Here is a 15,809-nt window from a genome sequence, read left to right on the forward strand (position 1 = left end):
TGGCTTATTGGGTCATGAAACGACTTTCCTTATCTATTCCATGGACGAGGGGGTACTTCTACTTAACTCAACAAAAAAAGACCTCTCACAAGTTTTCATACCCCATGAGAAGTCTTAGTTAATATGATTTGTAAAATCACCTATCTTTTTCCTTTGTCATAAATTTCGCCTAATGCTCTAGGAGCACGATTTGATTTAGAGAAAAAGATCAGTAACAATAACGTTAATACATACGGTAAAATCATGAATAAATCTGTGAAACTACTTGGTAATGCCATTGACTGAGCAATAAACGAGCCCCCAGATTTTGCAAAACCAAATAACAGGCAAGCAGCTAAAGTAGGAAGAATCCGCCAGTTACCAAAAATGAGAGCAGCAATCGCTAAGAAACCATACCCCATATAAATATTTGAAGAAAAGTTTGCTGAAATGGAATAGGCAAAACACATGCCACCTAGACCTGATAATAGACCCGAAATGAGAACCGCGGAAAACCTAATTTTCGCTACATTTACACCTGCTGCATCAACAGAATGAGGATTTTCCCCACTTGCTCTTAATCGCATACCAAATTTTGTTTTATATAAAAGATACCAGGCAAAAACGGCAATCACGATGATAATTACTTCGAACGGATACACATTCGTAAAGACCGCACCAATCACTGGTATATCAGCTAAACCTTCAATCGTAAACCGCTCTGATACACCTAATCGAAACTTGTCAGAAGCTGACCCAAATACAAGTGCATTAATTTGGGTAGTTAAGAATGTCGTAAGTGCTAACGCCAAAATATTTATCACAACACCACTGATTACTTGATCTGCCTTAAACTTAATGCTCAGTACTGCATGAATAACTGAAAAAGCCATCCCGCCAATCATCGCAAATAATAATGCCACGTAAAATAAATTTTGAATTTCTGTACCAGTCGCATCTGCGATTAAAACAGCTGACAGTGCTCCGATGAACGCGCCGAAACCTTGAAATCCTTCAAGTGCTAAATTGGTAATCCCACTTTTTTCACTATAAATACCGCCTATTGCGATAACAAAAAGAGGCAGAGCAAAGGATAATCCATCAATAATTACTGTATCCATTATGATTCAATCTCCTTTCGTTCCACTTCTTTTTCCTTGATGCGGCTAACTTTATGCTTGATGTATGCACCACACGCACTAAACAATAGGATTAACCCGATGATCACAGAAGAAATTTCTTGTCTGATTCCAGCCTGTGAACTCATATACGTGCTCCCCTGATCAATAATCGATACTAAAAATGAAGAAAAAATAATACCAATTGGATGAGAGTTTCCTAGAAGCGATACAGCTATGGAATCAAAACCGATACTTGATAATACTTTTGGTTGAATGGAAGCAAAATAGCCTAAATAATAGGTGACACCTGCAAGCCCAGCCAATCCTCCTGAAATCGTCATGGCTAAGACTGTATTTCTTCCAACATTAATACCTGCATATTTTGCTGCATTTCGGTTAGAACCTACTGCTTTAATTTCAAAACCGACCACTGTCTTGTCCAAGAAAAACTTTATAAAAATAGCGATAATGATGGCCAAAATAAAGCCCAATGGTATATCCATTTTCAAGTTAGCTACATCGACATTTACTAAAGTCAATCTTGCTTCTTCTGAAATATATTTGGATTGTCTGGATATTGGATCGACATAATACATTTGAATAAAAAAGCTTATGACATATTGAGCAATATAATTTAACATAATCGTAGTTACAACTTCATTTATATTAAATTTATATTTTAGCCACCCGACTAATCCTCCCATTAACCCTCCAGCGACAATTCCGATTACTAACACAAGTGGTTTTGCAATGATAGCATCTAAACCACTGTAACCAACTATAATCGTCGCTAAAAAACCAGAGACGAGCATTTGACCGGAAACCCCAATATTAAAGAGACCCGCTCTGAATGCAACTGCAACTGCCAAACTTGCAAACACAAGTGGTGTCATGGCATTTAGCAAACTTAAAAAGTCAGTCAGCATGCTCTTATAGCCTGCATAAGCAGGCTTAGGCAAGATCCCTGCCCCTTGGAATAAGTTGTAAAATGCCTGTAAAGGATTTTTGCCAATTAAAAGGATAACAATAGCCGCAGCAATGAAACTTATGATTATGGAGACTAATGGAATAGAGATAGGTTGCCATTTCTCATTACTTATTGGTTGAATAAGACGATAACGTAAGATGTTTTTCTTTTTATCTTTACTCATGCTTTGCCCCCATCATATATTCACCGACTTCATTCGTCGTTAATGATTCACTACTAGCAATCTTTTGAAGTTGTCCATTATATATAACCCCAATGGTATCCGCTACATTCATAATTTCATCTAACTCCAATGAAACAAGTAAAATCGCTTTTCCTTGATCTCGTTGTTGAATGATCATTTTATGAATGTTTTCAATCGCACCAATATCTACTCCTCGTGTTGGCTGAACGAAAATCATGAGCGGAGACTGTAATTCGATTTCGCGAGCAATAATTGCTTTTTGCTGATTACCGCCACTCATAGAACGAACTTGTGTCTTAATGCCTTGTCCGCTTCGAATATCAAATTTATCAATCAACTGACTGCCGAATTGCTCAAATTCCTCCATTTTTAAGATTCCCTTACTAGCAAATGGCTCCTTATAGTACTGCTTTAATGCTAGATTAGTTGATAAATCAAAATCCAAAACAAGTCCAAAGCTTTGTCTATCTTCAGGTATATAAGAGATTCCAGCTTCTGTTCTGTTTCTTATACTTTCATTTGTAATGTCCTTACCCTCAAGGAGAATTTTCCCGCCACTAACCTTTGTTAATCCAGCAATGGCATCCGCGATTTCGACTTGTCCATTATCTGCGACTCCAGCAATAGCAAAGATTTCGCCAGCATGTATGGTAAAGGACACATCTTTAACTACTTCAAATCCATCTTCGTTTTTGATGGTTAAATGTTCGACCTTTAATACTTCGTCTTTAAACTGAGCAGGTGCTTTTTCAGATTCAAAACTTACCTCTCTACCTACCATTAATTGAGCCATAAGATTAACCGATGTTGTCTTTACATCCAATACATCAATTAATCTGCCTTTGTTCAGTACCGCACATCGATCGGCCACTTTCTTAATTTCTTCTAGCTTATGCGTAATTAAAATGATGGTTTTTCCAGCGTCGCGCAAGCCCTCGATAATACCTAGCAGAAACTCAATTTCTTGTGGTGTTAAGACTGCAGTTGGTTCATCAAAAATAAGGATCTCTGCCTCACGATAAAGCACTTTTAAAATTTCCACCCGTTGCTGCATGGAAACTGTAAGATCCGCTACTTTTTTCGTCGGATCCACTTCTAAGCCAAAGTTTTTAGACAGTTCTTCAATTTTACGATTGGCATTTCTGATATCCACGTATGGAAAGAGACCCGCTACTTTTTTGATTGGCTCGATCCCTAAAATAATGTTCTCTGTAATCGTATAATCAGTGACTAGCTTAAAATGCTGATGGACCATTCCTATGTTAAGCTTTGCCGCATGGTTCGGTGAGCTAATTTGCACTTTTTCTCCACGAATAAAAATTTCTCCCTCATCGGGTTCGTACATACCACCTAGGATACTCATCAATGTGGATTTACCTGCACCATTTTCACCAAGTAAAGCAAAGATTTCTCCCTTTTTAATACCAATAGATACATCATCATTTGCTACTATTCCAGGAAAGCGTTTGGTTATATGTTTCATTTCTACAATATAATCAGACATCCTACTTCTCCTTTATCACAATAATAGGAAATAAAAGAAGTTCATCATCCCTCTTTAATGAGGAAATGATAAACTTCTAATGATTCGATTCGTTATTGTGTCTCTATTTAATGTTATAGCCCTGGAAACTCTTCTGGAGTATGTTCATTAAAATTAGATGCAGGTACGATTTTACCTTCTTTAACTAACTCGTAAGCTTCATTTAATTTGCTTAGTGTATCCTCTGATAATTGATGACGACCTTCTTCTTTTATAAAACCAGTTGAATCGGTATCTGCATAAAGAACTACATTTCCACCTTCAAAGGTTCCATCAACAACAGAATTTAATGCCTTTTCGATATTCATAGCCATGAATTTTACACCAGATGTTAATACGATGTTTTCAGAACCATTTACACCGTCATCAAATTGGTCAACGTCCACACCAATTACTTTTACATCGCCCTCTGCTTCTTTAACTGCTGTGAATACACCATTACCCGTACCACCTGCAGCAACAAAGATGATATCTACACCTTGTTTAATTAACGCATTTCCAATCACTTTACCAGTTGCTTCATCTGCAAAAGAACCTGCATAGTTACCGCCAACATCAGCACCGGTTACATCAGTTCCTGCATAACCTGATAATTCGACTATTCCAACATTTTTTCCAAAAACCTTATTTGCATAATTTACACCTGATTCAAAACCAAATTGATAATTTACATTTGACGGATAAGCTATACCATTTACAACTGCTACTTTATTTGATTTTGTTTCAAGGGCTGCAGCCATTCCTGCAAAGAAACCACTTTCTTGTTCAGCGAAATTCATCGCATATATATTATCGAAATCTGTTTGGTCACCCACAGGTGCTGGCTCAGAGTCATTTAAAATAAAAAATTTGTCCGGATTTTCTACAGCAATACTTGAAATACCAGCAAATTGAAACCCAGGTGTAACAATCACATCATAATCTGCCACAATATCAGCAACTGCTTGTACAGCTGCTGCTGGGTCACCGGTTTCTTCTTTAATAGCTTTTACTGTTGCTGTTGGATGTTTTTCAATAAAGCTTAAAATTCCGTTATAGTTATCTTCATTAAAGCTGCCATCATCAACGCCTGAAGGGCTTGTTACAATCGCAATTTTTAATCCTTCTTCACCTTTTTCAGACTTAGCTTCATTTTCATTAGCTGAGTCACTTCCGCATGCTGCCATAACCGCAGTCATTAAAGCAATAAATAATATCATAACGATTTTCTTCGTATTTTTTTCCATCAAAATGATCCTCCCCTGTAAGCCATGTTGTATTGTTTTGTAAAAATTAAAAAGCACCGAGTTATACCGGTGCTTGACTTTTAGGAAGGTAGATAACGGAATTAACGTATGCGTTTAAATCCATATTTTATATACACAACCTCGTAGTCAAGCTATTTATGGTAGCTTGGTAGAAACTTTCGGGCCATATCCCCAATATTATACGAGAATAATATTTAATTTTTACTAACCCATAGTAACATCAGATATTCTGCCTGTCAATAAATTACGTATATTATTATTATGTAGATTGATTAACGTTCGGAAATTAGTTAGATTTCTATTTAATATCAATGATATCCTTTGGAATAATTAGGAAGTCCTTATACAGCACTAAAAAAGGCTCCTCACAAGTTTGTTCAACTTAGAGAAGCCTCTGTTTAAAATCCTTATACTAGTAAAATATTAACATTTCATTCTCTTTAATTCAAAAAGTCCATAGTCTTTATCAATAGTCTTAAATACGAATGCGAAATACTTTATCGGTAAGCGGATATAGAAATTTAACCCCTTTTTTCGTTAGCATATCTCCTGCTATATGCGATAGGTACGCGATTGTGGAAATAAGAGCGATAGTTTCCACCCCAGTACTGACTTGTAATAGATAGGACATGTACCACCAATAAATTAATGCCCATATCGTATGTGTTGGCCCTCTATGCGCAAACCATCCAGATCCTCCTAGGTATAATGCAAACATAACCAACCACCACGTCTCATTTGTAACTGCATAGTACAAAAGGAATAAACTAACGATACTCATTAGTATATTTTTTAATGTTTCCTGACTTTTTAAGGAAAGGCCTAAAATAATGGCTCCCCACCCAAAAAGTAAAAGTCTATTTTGTTGATTAAACCATTTTTCATCAAAAAATGATAGGAAATTAATATCTAATAAGAATGTAATCAATGATAGGGCCATTAATGCAACACCGACAAACACTCCACCCTTTTTAATTAGTTTAGCTGTTTTCGTTACACGTTTATTTAACAGATTATTTCCATCCAAATCTGGTGCAAGGGAAGCCACACCTGCTGCAACTAACATGATTGGCATTGTTTCAAGTGATTGGCTAACTGACGCCACTACTCCTATTCCTAGCCCTATTGTTAAATGAGTTCGACCTTTCATGCTGCCACCTCTTTTTTAAAAAATCTAACGCTGCTTCCATCAGTTCTTGTAACCTTTTATCTACCTCTTCGAATGTATATGTTTATCAACTTGTTACTCAAATATAGAAGGCAATATACGTATATGAAATAAAATAATCCTTAATTTTACAACACTATAAATTAGCTTGTCAATATAAGATTTGCAATTTTTCTGGAAAAAAGCTACAATGAGATTATAGTAATTTTTTTCAGCGTATTTCAAATTCTTTTGTAACTTTTGCAGATAGAATATGGGTACGTTTTTTTATATCCCTTCTTCAATCGAAGGACCAAAATAGAAAGTGGTAATAGCACTTGTCGTTTAAATATTGAAATTACCCGTTAAGGGCATTCACAAATAGGAGAATTGGCACTGCGGAAATTTCCGCTGCAAACAGACTTTAATAAAGTGAACAAAGTTTTACATATTATAAGGAGGTCAAGGAATTGAATCTAATTAACAAAGAAGTATCGCACAAGCGCTTTGGCAAAGGTAGTGTTGTTAAGCATAATGATTCCATTATAGAAATACACTTCGCAACGGAAAGTAAAAAGTTTGTATTTCCCGATGCCTTTGGAAAACACCTGAAGCTCCAGGATAAAAGTGCTGCCAGTTCACTTGAAAAGATTATACGGAAAAAGGAAATGGAACGGGAAAAGATAGAACAGGAAAAGGAAGAAGAAAAAGACAGACTCCGTAAAGAACAGCAACTTCGCTTGGAACATGAAAAACTTATGAAAAATTATAAACTCCATCCCGAATCACAAACGGTTTTTTGGTGTGACGCTGATGAAGTAAATAAGGTTTTTACAGAGTGGGAAGTTTTTACTGGCGAAATAAAAAGCGGGATTAACAAAGGAAAGCCTAACAAGCCTAACCGCATCTACCCAAATAGCGTTTGCCTTATAACAGCTAGAGATCTCAGTATGCCTGAAAAAGACAGACGTATTTTAGGTGCTTATATGGTGAAAGAAGATTTTATCGGTAAATTTAGTGAGGATGGAAATATTCCTGCTCATTCAGAATTTAGACTGCAGCTTACGGAACAGGAATCGGATCAGATGCCTTTCTGGAAATATTACGTAAATGAGAAATCTCCAGACAAAATGACTTGGAATACGGGTAAATACCGTTATTTTGAAAATGTATGGATGGCTCAAATTTTACATGACATTGTTTCTCTGAAAAGCGATTCACAGGAACATGAACTAGCACAGAAGTTTTTCGAACATTTTTGTCGAATGAACCGGATCATGGAAGAAGAGTTACCAGAGCCCAATGGTGCATTGATGCGTATCTAGTATCCAACAAAAAGCTTGCTGAAATTGATAAATAAGGTTAAAAGATGGTCACGAGTACAACTCGTGGCCATTTTTTATTTGGCTGTTTTTGCAAACTTTGTTGTTTTTGATGTGACTATTACAATGTATTATTAGACACTTTGGTGTTCCTTCTAGTGATTGAAGCGTATGGCACGAGATCCTTGAAAATGCACGCATTTTCTTCGTGCGGTGTAGTTTCAAAGAAGCCAATTCAATGTCCTGCGGGAATAGCGAGCCAAGCGAGACCCCACAGTGAGGCACGAGCGAAGAGGCTTGCGGATCGCCCGCGGAAAGCGAGTGTCAGAAGCGGAAATCACCCTAGTTCCACCATAAACTTTAAGTTCATAACAACAATCTTTTAGAAAAGAGCCTTTTATCATAATATATAAAGGTTTGATTTTCTTTAACGAAGCTACCTATTTAAATAAACTGCAAATAAAATGTAAATTTTTAGGAAAAACTCTTACTAAGTTCGATGATAGAAAGAGGTTTATAAATGCGGCAAAAACAAAAAATTAGAAATAGGCACATCAGTTTGGTGCTAAGCATAATATTTTTAACGATCTTTAGTCATTCTTGGCGTGATGTTCCAAAGTACTATAAGAATATGGTTTATGTTAGTTTATTTAATGCATTGTATTATTTGCTATGTAAAAGACATCTTGTTTGGGAGTTTATTCCGAACGGCATAAACTGGTTATTCATAAGAGTGCTTCATACAATTATAGTTACTCCGTTATTAGTGCTTGTATTCTTAAGCAAGATGCCAAATACACTGATGGAGCGATTTATTTACTATTTACGATGGATTACAATAAGTTTTGCTGTTGAATATTTAATTCACAAAAAACACCTAATTCTTTATGCCCACGGTTGGAATATTTTTTGGTCAGGAATATTATACCTTAAGATGTTTTTGTACAGTCATTTATTTACAACACGACCTGTACTTACGCTATTCCTATCTTTGTTTTCAACTGTTTTTTTTATTTTTAAATTTAAAGTTCCATTAAAAACGAAGCACCTTTCAAGGTACTTTGAACCATTGGTAGATTTATTTTACCATACAACTTTAGAGGGTTTATTGACAAAGAAAAAACTATTTTAGTTGTGTGATGAGGACAAAAAAGTAATTGAGTTATGGATGAAAAGGCCTCCCATCAGTTTAGATGGAGGCCTTATTAGTAGTTATTTCACACGAGAAATTGACAGGCTCGCTTAGCTCTCAATTAATCCGTTTTCCATTAAATATTCTTTGGCTACCTCGTCGACGCTTCTTTCTTCGATATCGACTTCATAGTTTAATTTTCTCATAGTTTCGCTATCTAGTGATTTCGAAAGAGGTGCAAGAATCTCTTCTATCTCTGGATAATTTTCCTGCGTTTCAGTTGTCATGGCTACAGCTGCGTTATAGGAAGGAAAGAAGCCTTTGTCATCTTCTAGATTGATAAAATCAAATGCTTCAATTCGGCCATCTGTTGCAAAGCCAACAGATACTTCTACTTCGCCGTCGCGTAATGCGTTATAGTTCAGTCCCGTTTCCATATCAATGACATTCCCATCCGCAAATTCAAATCCGTACAATTCCTCTACACCAGATAGACCGTCATCCCGGTTACTAAATTCAGCATCCGAAGCCATGGAAAGTTCTCCTGGGTTTTCGTTGATGTAAGCAGCGAGGTCACTAATGGATTTAATACCTAACTCCTCTGCATCAGCTGCACGCATCATTAAGGTATACGTGTTATCTACATCATTTAGATTTGTCCAGACAATATCGTTTTCTGCTTTGTCAATTTCATTAACCTTTTCATATGCCTTTTGAGGATCTGTCATTGGTTCCTCACCTAAATAAGTAACAAGACCGGTACCAACATAATCCCAGGTAAGGTCGACTTGTTTGTTTTCTAAAGCTTGTCGTAATGCAGTACTACCAAGGTCGGTTGTCTCCTTTACGTCATATCCTTTATCTTCCAATAAATATGTCGTCATTTTTGCAAGTAGGTATTGCTCTGTAAAGTTCTTCGCTCCTACCGTTATTTGTTTGTCACTTCCACTACCACAGGCTGCTAATACAAGTCCTGCAATGAGCAGCATAATAAGTAATTTTACCTTCTTCATTATTTCTCCTCCAAATTATTATTTTTTGCTAGTCGTAATCCTTTGGGTTCAAGGACTTGCTGCATGATTCTGAAAAAGTAATCTACTAAAAGAGCAAGCAAAGTCACTGGAACTGCTCCAGAAATCAAGAAACCATTATCAAATAATCGGACACCAGTAAATATCCATGCACCAAGTCCGCCACCACCAATGAGATAGGCAAGTGCTGCTGTTCCAATGTTGATGACGAGGGCTGTACGGATTCCGGCGATAATCGATGATGCTGCGTTTGGAAGTTCAATTTTCATTAATACTTGGAATGGGGTTAATCCGATCCCACGTGCGGCATCGATGGTATTATGATCAACAGACCGAATACCTGCGATCGTGTTTTGCAGAATTGGCAGCAGAGAATAAATAAATAGAGCAACAATCGCAGCTTTCATCCCAATGCCTAGAAATCCCATCGCAAGTGCTAATACGGCTAAACTCGGAATCGTTTGGCCAAGGTTAGCAATATTTACTATCCAAGACTCTGATTTTCGGAACCTTTCCCTCGTTACAAAAACACCGAGTGGAATCGATACCAAGATTGCTAGGAATCCAGATATTAGCACAATGGTTATATGCTGACCAAGCAAATGGGAGAATTCCCCGAAGTCCTCGAAAATAGGGCGGAACATATCATTTATGATGGTCCATGTGAAAAAGGCGATGATCATTAGCCAGAAAAGAATTTTTACTATCCATGCGATTCGTTTCTTTGTATTCATGATGTCACTCGAATCTTCTTTGGAGTCTCTTTTAATTGTTTATTAAAGAATTTTTTTACTAAATCGAGGGTTAGAATCCCTTTTATTTTCCCCTTGTTATCCTCTACGGCTAATTTATCTATCTCCTGATTCAAGAGTTTTGAAATGACGATACGTAGAGAAGTATCTTCTTGAACCGTTTGTGTGCTATCTGCTTTTTCATAGTCTACCAATGAAAGACTGTTAGTTAGATCTTTCACGGAATAAAGACTTGTACTTTTTAATACCCGATCCTGTCCAACGAATTCGGAAACAAACTCATTAGCAGGATGGTGCAGAATTTCAAAAGGTTGATTGTATTGCTGAACTTGTCCATTACGAAGCAGCGCAATTTTGTCTCCCATCTTTACGGCTTCATCAATATCATGACTAACAAATAAAATAGTTTTCTTAATTTCCTTTTGAATCTGTAAAAACTCATCTTGAATCCTTTTGCGGATAATTGGATCCAATGCTCCAAAAGGCTCGTCCATCAACATGACTGGTGGATCTGCTGCAAGCGCACGTGCAACCCCGACACGCTGTTGTTGTCCACCTGATAATTCGTGAGGGTAACGCTTGCGATACTCGTCTGGATGCAAACCGATAAGCTCCATTAAATAATTAAATCGGTCATGCTGCTTTTTCCTATCCCAGCCTAGTAAGTCCGGAACAATCATGACATTTTTCATAATCGTCATATTGGGAAACAGTCCATTACTCTGAATGACGTAACCAATCTTTCGTCGCATCTCAATCTTATTGGATTCTTTTACACTTTTATTATTCAGACTAATGTCACCTTCTGTAATGGATTCTAGCTGATTTACCATACGCAATAGGGTAGTTTTTCCACAGCCTGAAGGACCAAGTAAGACAACAAGTTCCCCATCCTCTACATGTAAATTCACATGATCTACGGCTTTCTTATTGCCGCTATATATCTTTGAAACATTTTTAAATTCAATCACCTTATCACCTAACCTTTAGTTTTTATTGCTTCAGGAGTAAACCTTTTTTCAATGTATTTTAATAGCAGGTCAATGAGAATGGCCAAAATTGATACAACAATTGCACCAACAAGAACCATGGTTGTATTCGACCTTGAGATTCCTTGGTTGATTAACGAGCCAAGCCCACCCGCTCCAATGTATGCTGCAATTGCACCAATTCCAATGTTCAGAACGGTTGCCGTACGAACTCCAGCCATAATAAGTGGCATTGCATTCGGGATTTCCACCCTAGTTAGACGTTGGAACGCCGTCATCCCAAGCCCTTTCGCAGCGTCGCGGATATTCGGATCCACTTCATTGATACCTGTGTATGTGTTTCGGATAATTGGCAATAGAGAGTATAAAACTAATGCAATAAATGCGGGGAGAAATCCAATTCCCTGTCCGATGGTGGATAAAATAGGAATCATAATACCGAACAGAGCGATACTGGGAATAGTCATGATAATAGAAAAAATTTGTAACACGGTTTCGGCTAAATACTCATTTGTCGTTATATAAATGCCAAGTGGAACACCAATAAGTATAGAAAGAATAATAGCAAGTCCCACTAATTGAATATGCTCCACAGTATATTCCATAATTTGACTATAGTTATTACTAAAATATTGGAAGAAATCGATAATAGTTAACACCTCCGGTTAAGTAATTTTTATGCTAAACTTTTTTCATTTACGAAAATGTGAAATGTTGAGCATATTTATACTTGTTGTCTACTCCTAAAACGTTCTATTACCCTATTAACTCTATCAGTTTTATAGAATATAGCAAACGCGGTTTGTACAATTAAAACTGTACAAACTGGTCAGTCCGGGAGGAAACCTTGAATTCAAGTGTGAATTGGGTAAAATATGGCGGATAATCGCGGAATACTGTCGAAATTGAGGGAATTTTGATGAGAAAGGTGAAGGTGCTTATGAATCAGGTGAAATCGATCTATCTTGACAGAAGTATCAATGAACCTTTGTGCCCACCAGACACACACTAAGATACTTAATAAAAAAACCATCTCCCTGTTTAATCAGGCGATGGTTTTTCTATTATTTTTTTGGACAAACCTTTTTTCTTTAATTTTCATTCATTATTTCATGCGGAACCATAATTTGCTCATTTTTTTCTTTTTCTAAAAGCGTCTGCATAATCAGCTTTGTCAATTGGCTTGGTTTGTATGGTTTGACGAGATATTCTTTTGCACCAAGTGAAAACCCTATTTCTTTTTCATCAAGAGCAGATGAAACAAAGACAGGAATGTTTTTCAACTCTTGGTTTTCATTCATTTCTTTCATAATACACCATCCATCGGTTTGGTCCTCAAGCATAATATCCAACACAACGACATCCGGTGGTTCGATTTTCATTTTTTCTAGTGCACTTTCACCTCGTGTAAATTGTTCGACATAGAACCCACAATCATGCATTTCTTGTTTTAACAGTTCAGAAAGGTTTAGATCATCTTCAATCACCATGATCTTATAACGATGATTGGCGACATCATTATCGTCTTCATCTTTACGATTTATTCTGTTCCTTGTTTGAACTTTTACTCGTGGAAAATGAGTTGTAAACGTGCTGCCTTTTCCATATACAGAATCTATTGTTATTGAACCACCATGTCCTTTGACAATTTCTTTTACAAGTGAAAGACCAAGACCCGTACCGCCTATCCTGCGCCGGTCAGAATTATCTATCCTATAAAATGGTTGGAATAAGTTCGGCAGGGCATCTTCAGGAATCCCCAGCCCTTCATCCATAATATCCACAGAAACAGTCTGCCGATTGCCATAAAGACGGAGATTGATGTTTCCCCCGTTCGGTGAATATTTAATGGCATTACTCAACAAGTTAGTGAATACTTGTTCCATCTTATTTTGTTCACCTAATATGACCGCTTCATCCAATTCATCTGAAAGTGTTATATTGTGTACTTTTGTATTGACTTGTTGAAGTTCGATCACGTCTTTTAAAACTGTTTTTAGATTGATGAAGTTTTTTTCATATGTTTGTCTTCCAGATTCCATTCGTTGAATATCAAGAAAGTCATTGATAAGAGCAGTTAATCTTTTCGCTTCATTATAAATGGTTTGTAGATATTTTGTTTTTCTCTCTGGTTTAAGATTTTTCGTAAGCAGTAATTCTGTAAAGCCAAGAACGCTTGCCAATGGTGTTCTTAATTCGTGACTAACAGTGCTTACTAGTTCATTCTTCATTTGTGAAACTTCAAATTCTTTTGTGATATCCCGATGGACGAGTAACGAACCAAACTCTTCTTCACCATGCCTTTTAGTCCTACAATACACCCTTATGACTTGCTTACTATCCTTTTTTCTATAAATAAATGAATGCTCTTTTTCTGGTTGATGATTTGCAGCCTTAATTAACTCGTCGAGAGATTCAATAAAGTTATCTTCTTGTACCTGATCAGCCATCAGTTGGCTCCATTGCCCCCAAGTTAAACCTACTAAATTTTCAATCCGTATACCATTAAAAGTTTTATTCATTATTTGATTAACCTGGACAATTCCCCTATCCTTATCGATTAACTGAATTCCCTCTTCAACCGTATTTAAAATATCTTGGTTTAACTTTCTATCGTCTTCTGACTGTTCAAACATCTTTATTTTTTCGAGATAAATGGCAATCTGTTTGGAAAGTGTCTCATATTCGTTTATTTCACTTGTTGAAAAAGGAGTACCCAATCTTGTATATACCATGATAGCTATTACATGAAAATCTGACACGATAGGTAAATACAAATCATAGCCATATTGGATCACATCATGGTAGCCCTTTTCCTCAGGATACTGTTCCCGCTTAATCACTTTCGCACTTTTTTCTGCCTCAACCATCTGTACCAGTCCGCTATACATATGATTTCTAAATTGATTAATTCCCTTTTCAGAAAGACCAACGGAAGCAAAAGAGTCTTCATATAAATATGTGATAATCCCTTTATCCGATTTGGTTATTTCCACCATACTGTTAACAATGCTTTGTAGCACATCATTTTTTTCAAGTGAAGAAGAAATACCATTAATTAAATCGTTTCTTGTCTTCAGTTTTTGCTCATTTTCTTTTAAAACTTCAAGAGTCGCTCTTAATTCTTGTTGTTGCGCCTGTAGCTCATCTTGTTGGGCTAGAAGTTCTTCGTTGTGTGCTACCAAATCTTGTTCTTTATCCTGAATGCTTTTCGCCATTTTTTGAAAAGCAATTAATAATGTACCCAATTCATCTTTACGTTTGGCATCAGCTTTTATCACAGCATCCCTGCCAGCTGCAATTTCATTTGCAGAGAACGTAAATTCAGACAAAGGCCTACTAATTTTTAAAACAAACCTTCTAGTCACCAATAGAAGAAGAATGAAAAATGAGACAAACAGGATATAGAAGCTGTTTATTATGAGACGGTTCTTCCCATTAAATGTGTCAGCATTCCTAGTAAGTTCCTCTTCAAGTAGATCGCCAAACTCCTTCGTTTGATTAAAAAAACCTATCACCTTTGTGTGAGTGTAGTCATCGATAATGTCTACCCTTAGATGATCCGTTGCTCCATATTCCTCCATAACTTGAGGGACTATAACAGAATAATAATAATCTATAAAGATTTCCATTTCACGAAAGTATAACCTTTCATCCTCTTCTACAAGTAGTTTTCGTAATTCATCTTTCTGTGTACTTAGCCTACTAGCTTGGAGGTCTACCAATTCAAGATTTTCAGGTACTCTAAAAGATAAAGAGTTTCCTACTATTAAAATATCGGCATTAAATTTTTCATAAATGCTGCTGATTATTTTTTGTTTATTTTCAATCTCTTCCCTTTGACTAACATATTCATTTTGAATATTATTTTGAAAATGAAATAATAATATAGTACCCGTTATAAAAAAAAGAAAACAAATCCCCATCAAACCGAGTACTTGACGGGATATAGATTTGTTAAGGTAATTAATTAGTCTCATTTTAGTATTTCCTCAACTAATTCTAAAAGATTCATTGGACTAAACGGTTTCGCCATAAAATAATCAGCGCCTGCTTGTTTAATTTTTTCTTGTTCATAAGATTGGCTTTTTGCGGAAAGCATCAAAATTTTCATATGTTGGTTTGTTTCTACGGTTCTTATCTTTTCTATAATTTCAAGACCTGTATATACTGGCATCATATAATCCAAAATAATCAAGTCATAATGGTTATTTTCCAACAAGTCCGCAGCCTCACCACCATCTGCTGCTTCTGTAATCGTAAAACCTTCGTCTTCCAACGTATCAACGATTAACATGCGTAGGACTTCTTCATCTTCAGCTAATAAAATTTTCTTCAATAGAAAAACACCCCCATATTTTTGTATTTAAAATG

General features: G+C 36.3%; 13 protein-coding genes and 1 riboswitch. Of the genes, 2 read left to right on the forward strand and 11 right to left on the reverse strand.

Annotation, left to right across the window (positions count from 1 at the left end; all coding sequences use genetic code 11):
• Positions 1 to 140: 140 nt before the first annotated feature.
• From V7138_RS15925 to V7138_RS15945, 5 genes are all read right to left on the reverse strand, one after another.
• Positions 141 to 1,100 (reverse strand): ABC transporter permease, encoded by a 960-nt coding sequence (locus V7138_RS15925; protein ID WP_335399081.1) that lies wholly within the window; start codon positions 1,098 to 1,100, stop codon positions 141 to 143.
• A complete protein-coding gene (locus V7138_RS15930) occupies positions 1,100 to 2,251 on the reverse strand; it encodes an ABC transporter permease (RefSeq protein ID WP_335399083.1) in 1,152 nt (383 codons plus the stop codon). The genes V7138_RS15925 and V7138_RS15930 overlap by 1 nt, the downstream gene beginning before the upstream one ends.
• On the reverse strand, positions 2,244 to 3,776 hold the full coding sequence (locus V7138_RS15935) for an ABC transporter ATP-binding protein (protein WP_335399085.1): 1,533 nt from the start codon (positions 3,774 to 3,776) through the stop codon (positions 2,244 to 2,246). Before V7138_RS15935 ends, V7138_RS15930 begins: the two co-directional genes overlap by 8 nt.
• Positions 3,777 to 3,889: 113 nt before the next feature.
• On the reverse strand, positions 3,890 to 5,041 hold the full coding sequence (locus V7138_RS15940; RefSeq protein WP_335399087.1) for a BMP family lipoprotein: 1,152 nt from the start codon (positions 5,039 to 5,041) through the stop codon (positions 3,890 to 3,892).
• A gap of 124 nt (positions 5,042 to 5,165) precedes the next feature.
• Positions 5,166 to 5,267, reverse strand: a riboswitch (purine riboswitch).
• Between the two features lie 270 nt (positions 5,268 to 5,537).
• The gene (locus V7138_RS15945; protein ID WP_335399089.1) at positions 5,538 to 6,212 is read right to left on the reverse strand and encodes a metal-dependent hydrolase; all 675 of its coding nucleotides are present in this window, start codon (positions 6,210 to 6,212) and stop codon (positions 5,538 to 5,540) included.
• Positions 6,213 to 6,679: 467 nt separating this feature from the next.
• Between V7138_RS15945 and V7138_RS15950 the strand changes: the two genes are divergently transcribed.
• A complete protein-coding gene (locus V7138_RS15950) occupies positions 6,680 to 7,534 on the forward strand; it encodes a malate synthase (RefSeq protein WP_335399091.1) in 855 nt (284 codons plus the stop codon).
• A 517-nt stretch (positions 7,535 to 8,051) separates the two neighbouring features.
• On the forward strand, positions 8,052 to 8,663 hold the full coding sequence (locus V7138_RS25310) for a CBO0543 family protein (RefSeq protein WP_438824364.1): 612 nt from the start codon (positions 8,052 to 8,054) through the stop codon (positions 8,661 to 8,663).
• Between the two features lie 110 nt (positions 8,664 to 8,773).
• On the opposite strand, the gene V7138_RS15955 is transcribed toward V7138_RS25310, so the two are convergent.
• The 6 genes from V7138_RS15955 to V7138_RS15980 all read right to left on the reverse strand — a co-directional run bounded on the left by V7138_RS15955 (position 8,774) and on the right by V7138_RS15980 (position 15,774).
• Entirely contained in the window at positions 8,774 to 9,676 is a 903-nt protein-coding gene (locus tag V7138_RS15955) for a glycine betaine ABC transporter substrate-binding protein (RefSeq protein ID WP_335399093.1), read from the reverse strand.
• Positions 9,676 to 10,428: an ABC transporter permease gene (locus V7138_RS15960; protein ID WP_335399095.1), complete on the reverse strand. Its 753-nt coding sequence runs from the start codon at positions 10,426 to 10,428 to the stop codon at positions 9,676 to 9,678. The genes V7138_RS15955 and V7138_RS15960 overlap by 1 nt, the downstream gene beginning before the upstream one ends.
• Positions 10,425 to 11,417 (reverse strand): ABC transporter ATP-binding protein, encoded by a 993-nt coding sequence (locus V7138_RS15965; RefSeq protein ID WP_335399097.1) that lies wholly within the window; start codon positions 11,415 to 11,417, stop codon positions 10,425 to 10,427. The genes V7138_RS15960 and V7138_RS15965 overlap by 4 nt, the downstream gene beginning before the upstream one ends.
• An 8-nt stretch (positions 11,418 to 11,425) precedes the next feature.
• Positions 11,426 to 12,028: an ABC transporter permease gene (locus V7138_RS15970; protein WP_335399099.1), complete on the reverse strand. Its 603-nt coding sequence runs from the start codon at positions 12,026 to 12,028 to the stop codon at positions 11,426 to 11,428.
• 498 nt (positions 12,029 to 12,526) lie between these two features.
• Complete coding sequence (locus V7138_RS15975) at positions 12,527 to 15,415, reverse strand: ATP-binding protein (RefSeq protein WP_335399101.1); 2,889 nt, start codon at positions 15,413 to 15,415, stop codon at positions 12,527 to 12,529.
• Positions 15,412 to 15,774, reverse strand: a complete 363-nt coding sequence (locus V7138_RS15980; RefSeq protein WP_335399103.1) for a response regulator transcription factor — start codon at positions 15,772 to 15,774, stop codon at positions 15,412 to 15,414. Before V7138_RS15980 ends, V7138_RS15975 begins: the two co-directional genes overlap by 4 nt.
• Between the last annotated feature and the right edge of the window lie 35 nt (positions 15,775 to 15,809).

It is taken from the genome of Bacillus sp. JJ1533, from assembly GCF_036965045.1.
GTDB lineage: Bacteria > Bacillota > Bacilli > Bacillales > Bacillaceae_L > Ferdinandcohnia.

Coding starts and splice junctions, on each gene's coding strand:
- V7138_RS15925 (WP_335399081.1), bottom strand. CDS start 1,100: ATGGATACAGTAATTATTGATGGATTATCCTTTGCTCTGCCTCTTTTT.
- V7138_RS15930 (WP_335399083.1), bottom strand. CDS start 2,251: ATGAGTAAAGATAAAAAGAAAAACATCTTACGTTATCGTCTTATTCAA.
- V7138_RS15935 (WP_335399085.1), bottom strand. CDS start 3,776: ATGTCTGATTATATTGTAGAAATGAAACATATAACCAAACGCTTTCCT.
- V7138_RS15940 (WP_335399087.1), bottom strand. CDS start 5,041: ATGGAAAAAAATACGAAGAAAATCGTTATGATATTATTTATTGCTTTA.
- V7138_RS15945 (WP_335399089.1), bottom strand. CDS start 6,212: ATGAAAGGTCGAACTCATTTAACAATAGGGCTAGGAATAGGAGTAGTG.
- V7138_RS25310 (WP_438824364.1), top strand. CDS start 8,052: ATGCGGCAAAAACAAAAAATTAGAAATAGGCACATCAGTTTGGTGCTA.
- V7138_RS15955 (WP_335399093.1), bottom strand. CDS start 9,676: ATGAAGAAGGTAAAATTACTTATTATGCTGCTCATTGCAGGACTTGTA.
- V7138_RS15960 (WP_335399095.1), bottom strand. CDS start 10,428: ATGAATACAAAGAAACGAATCGCATGGATAGTAAAAATTCTTTTCTGG.
- V7138_RS15975 (WP_335399101.1), bottom strand. CDS start 15,415: ATGAGACTAATTAATTACCTTAACAAATCTATATCCCGTCAAGTACTC.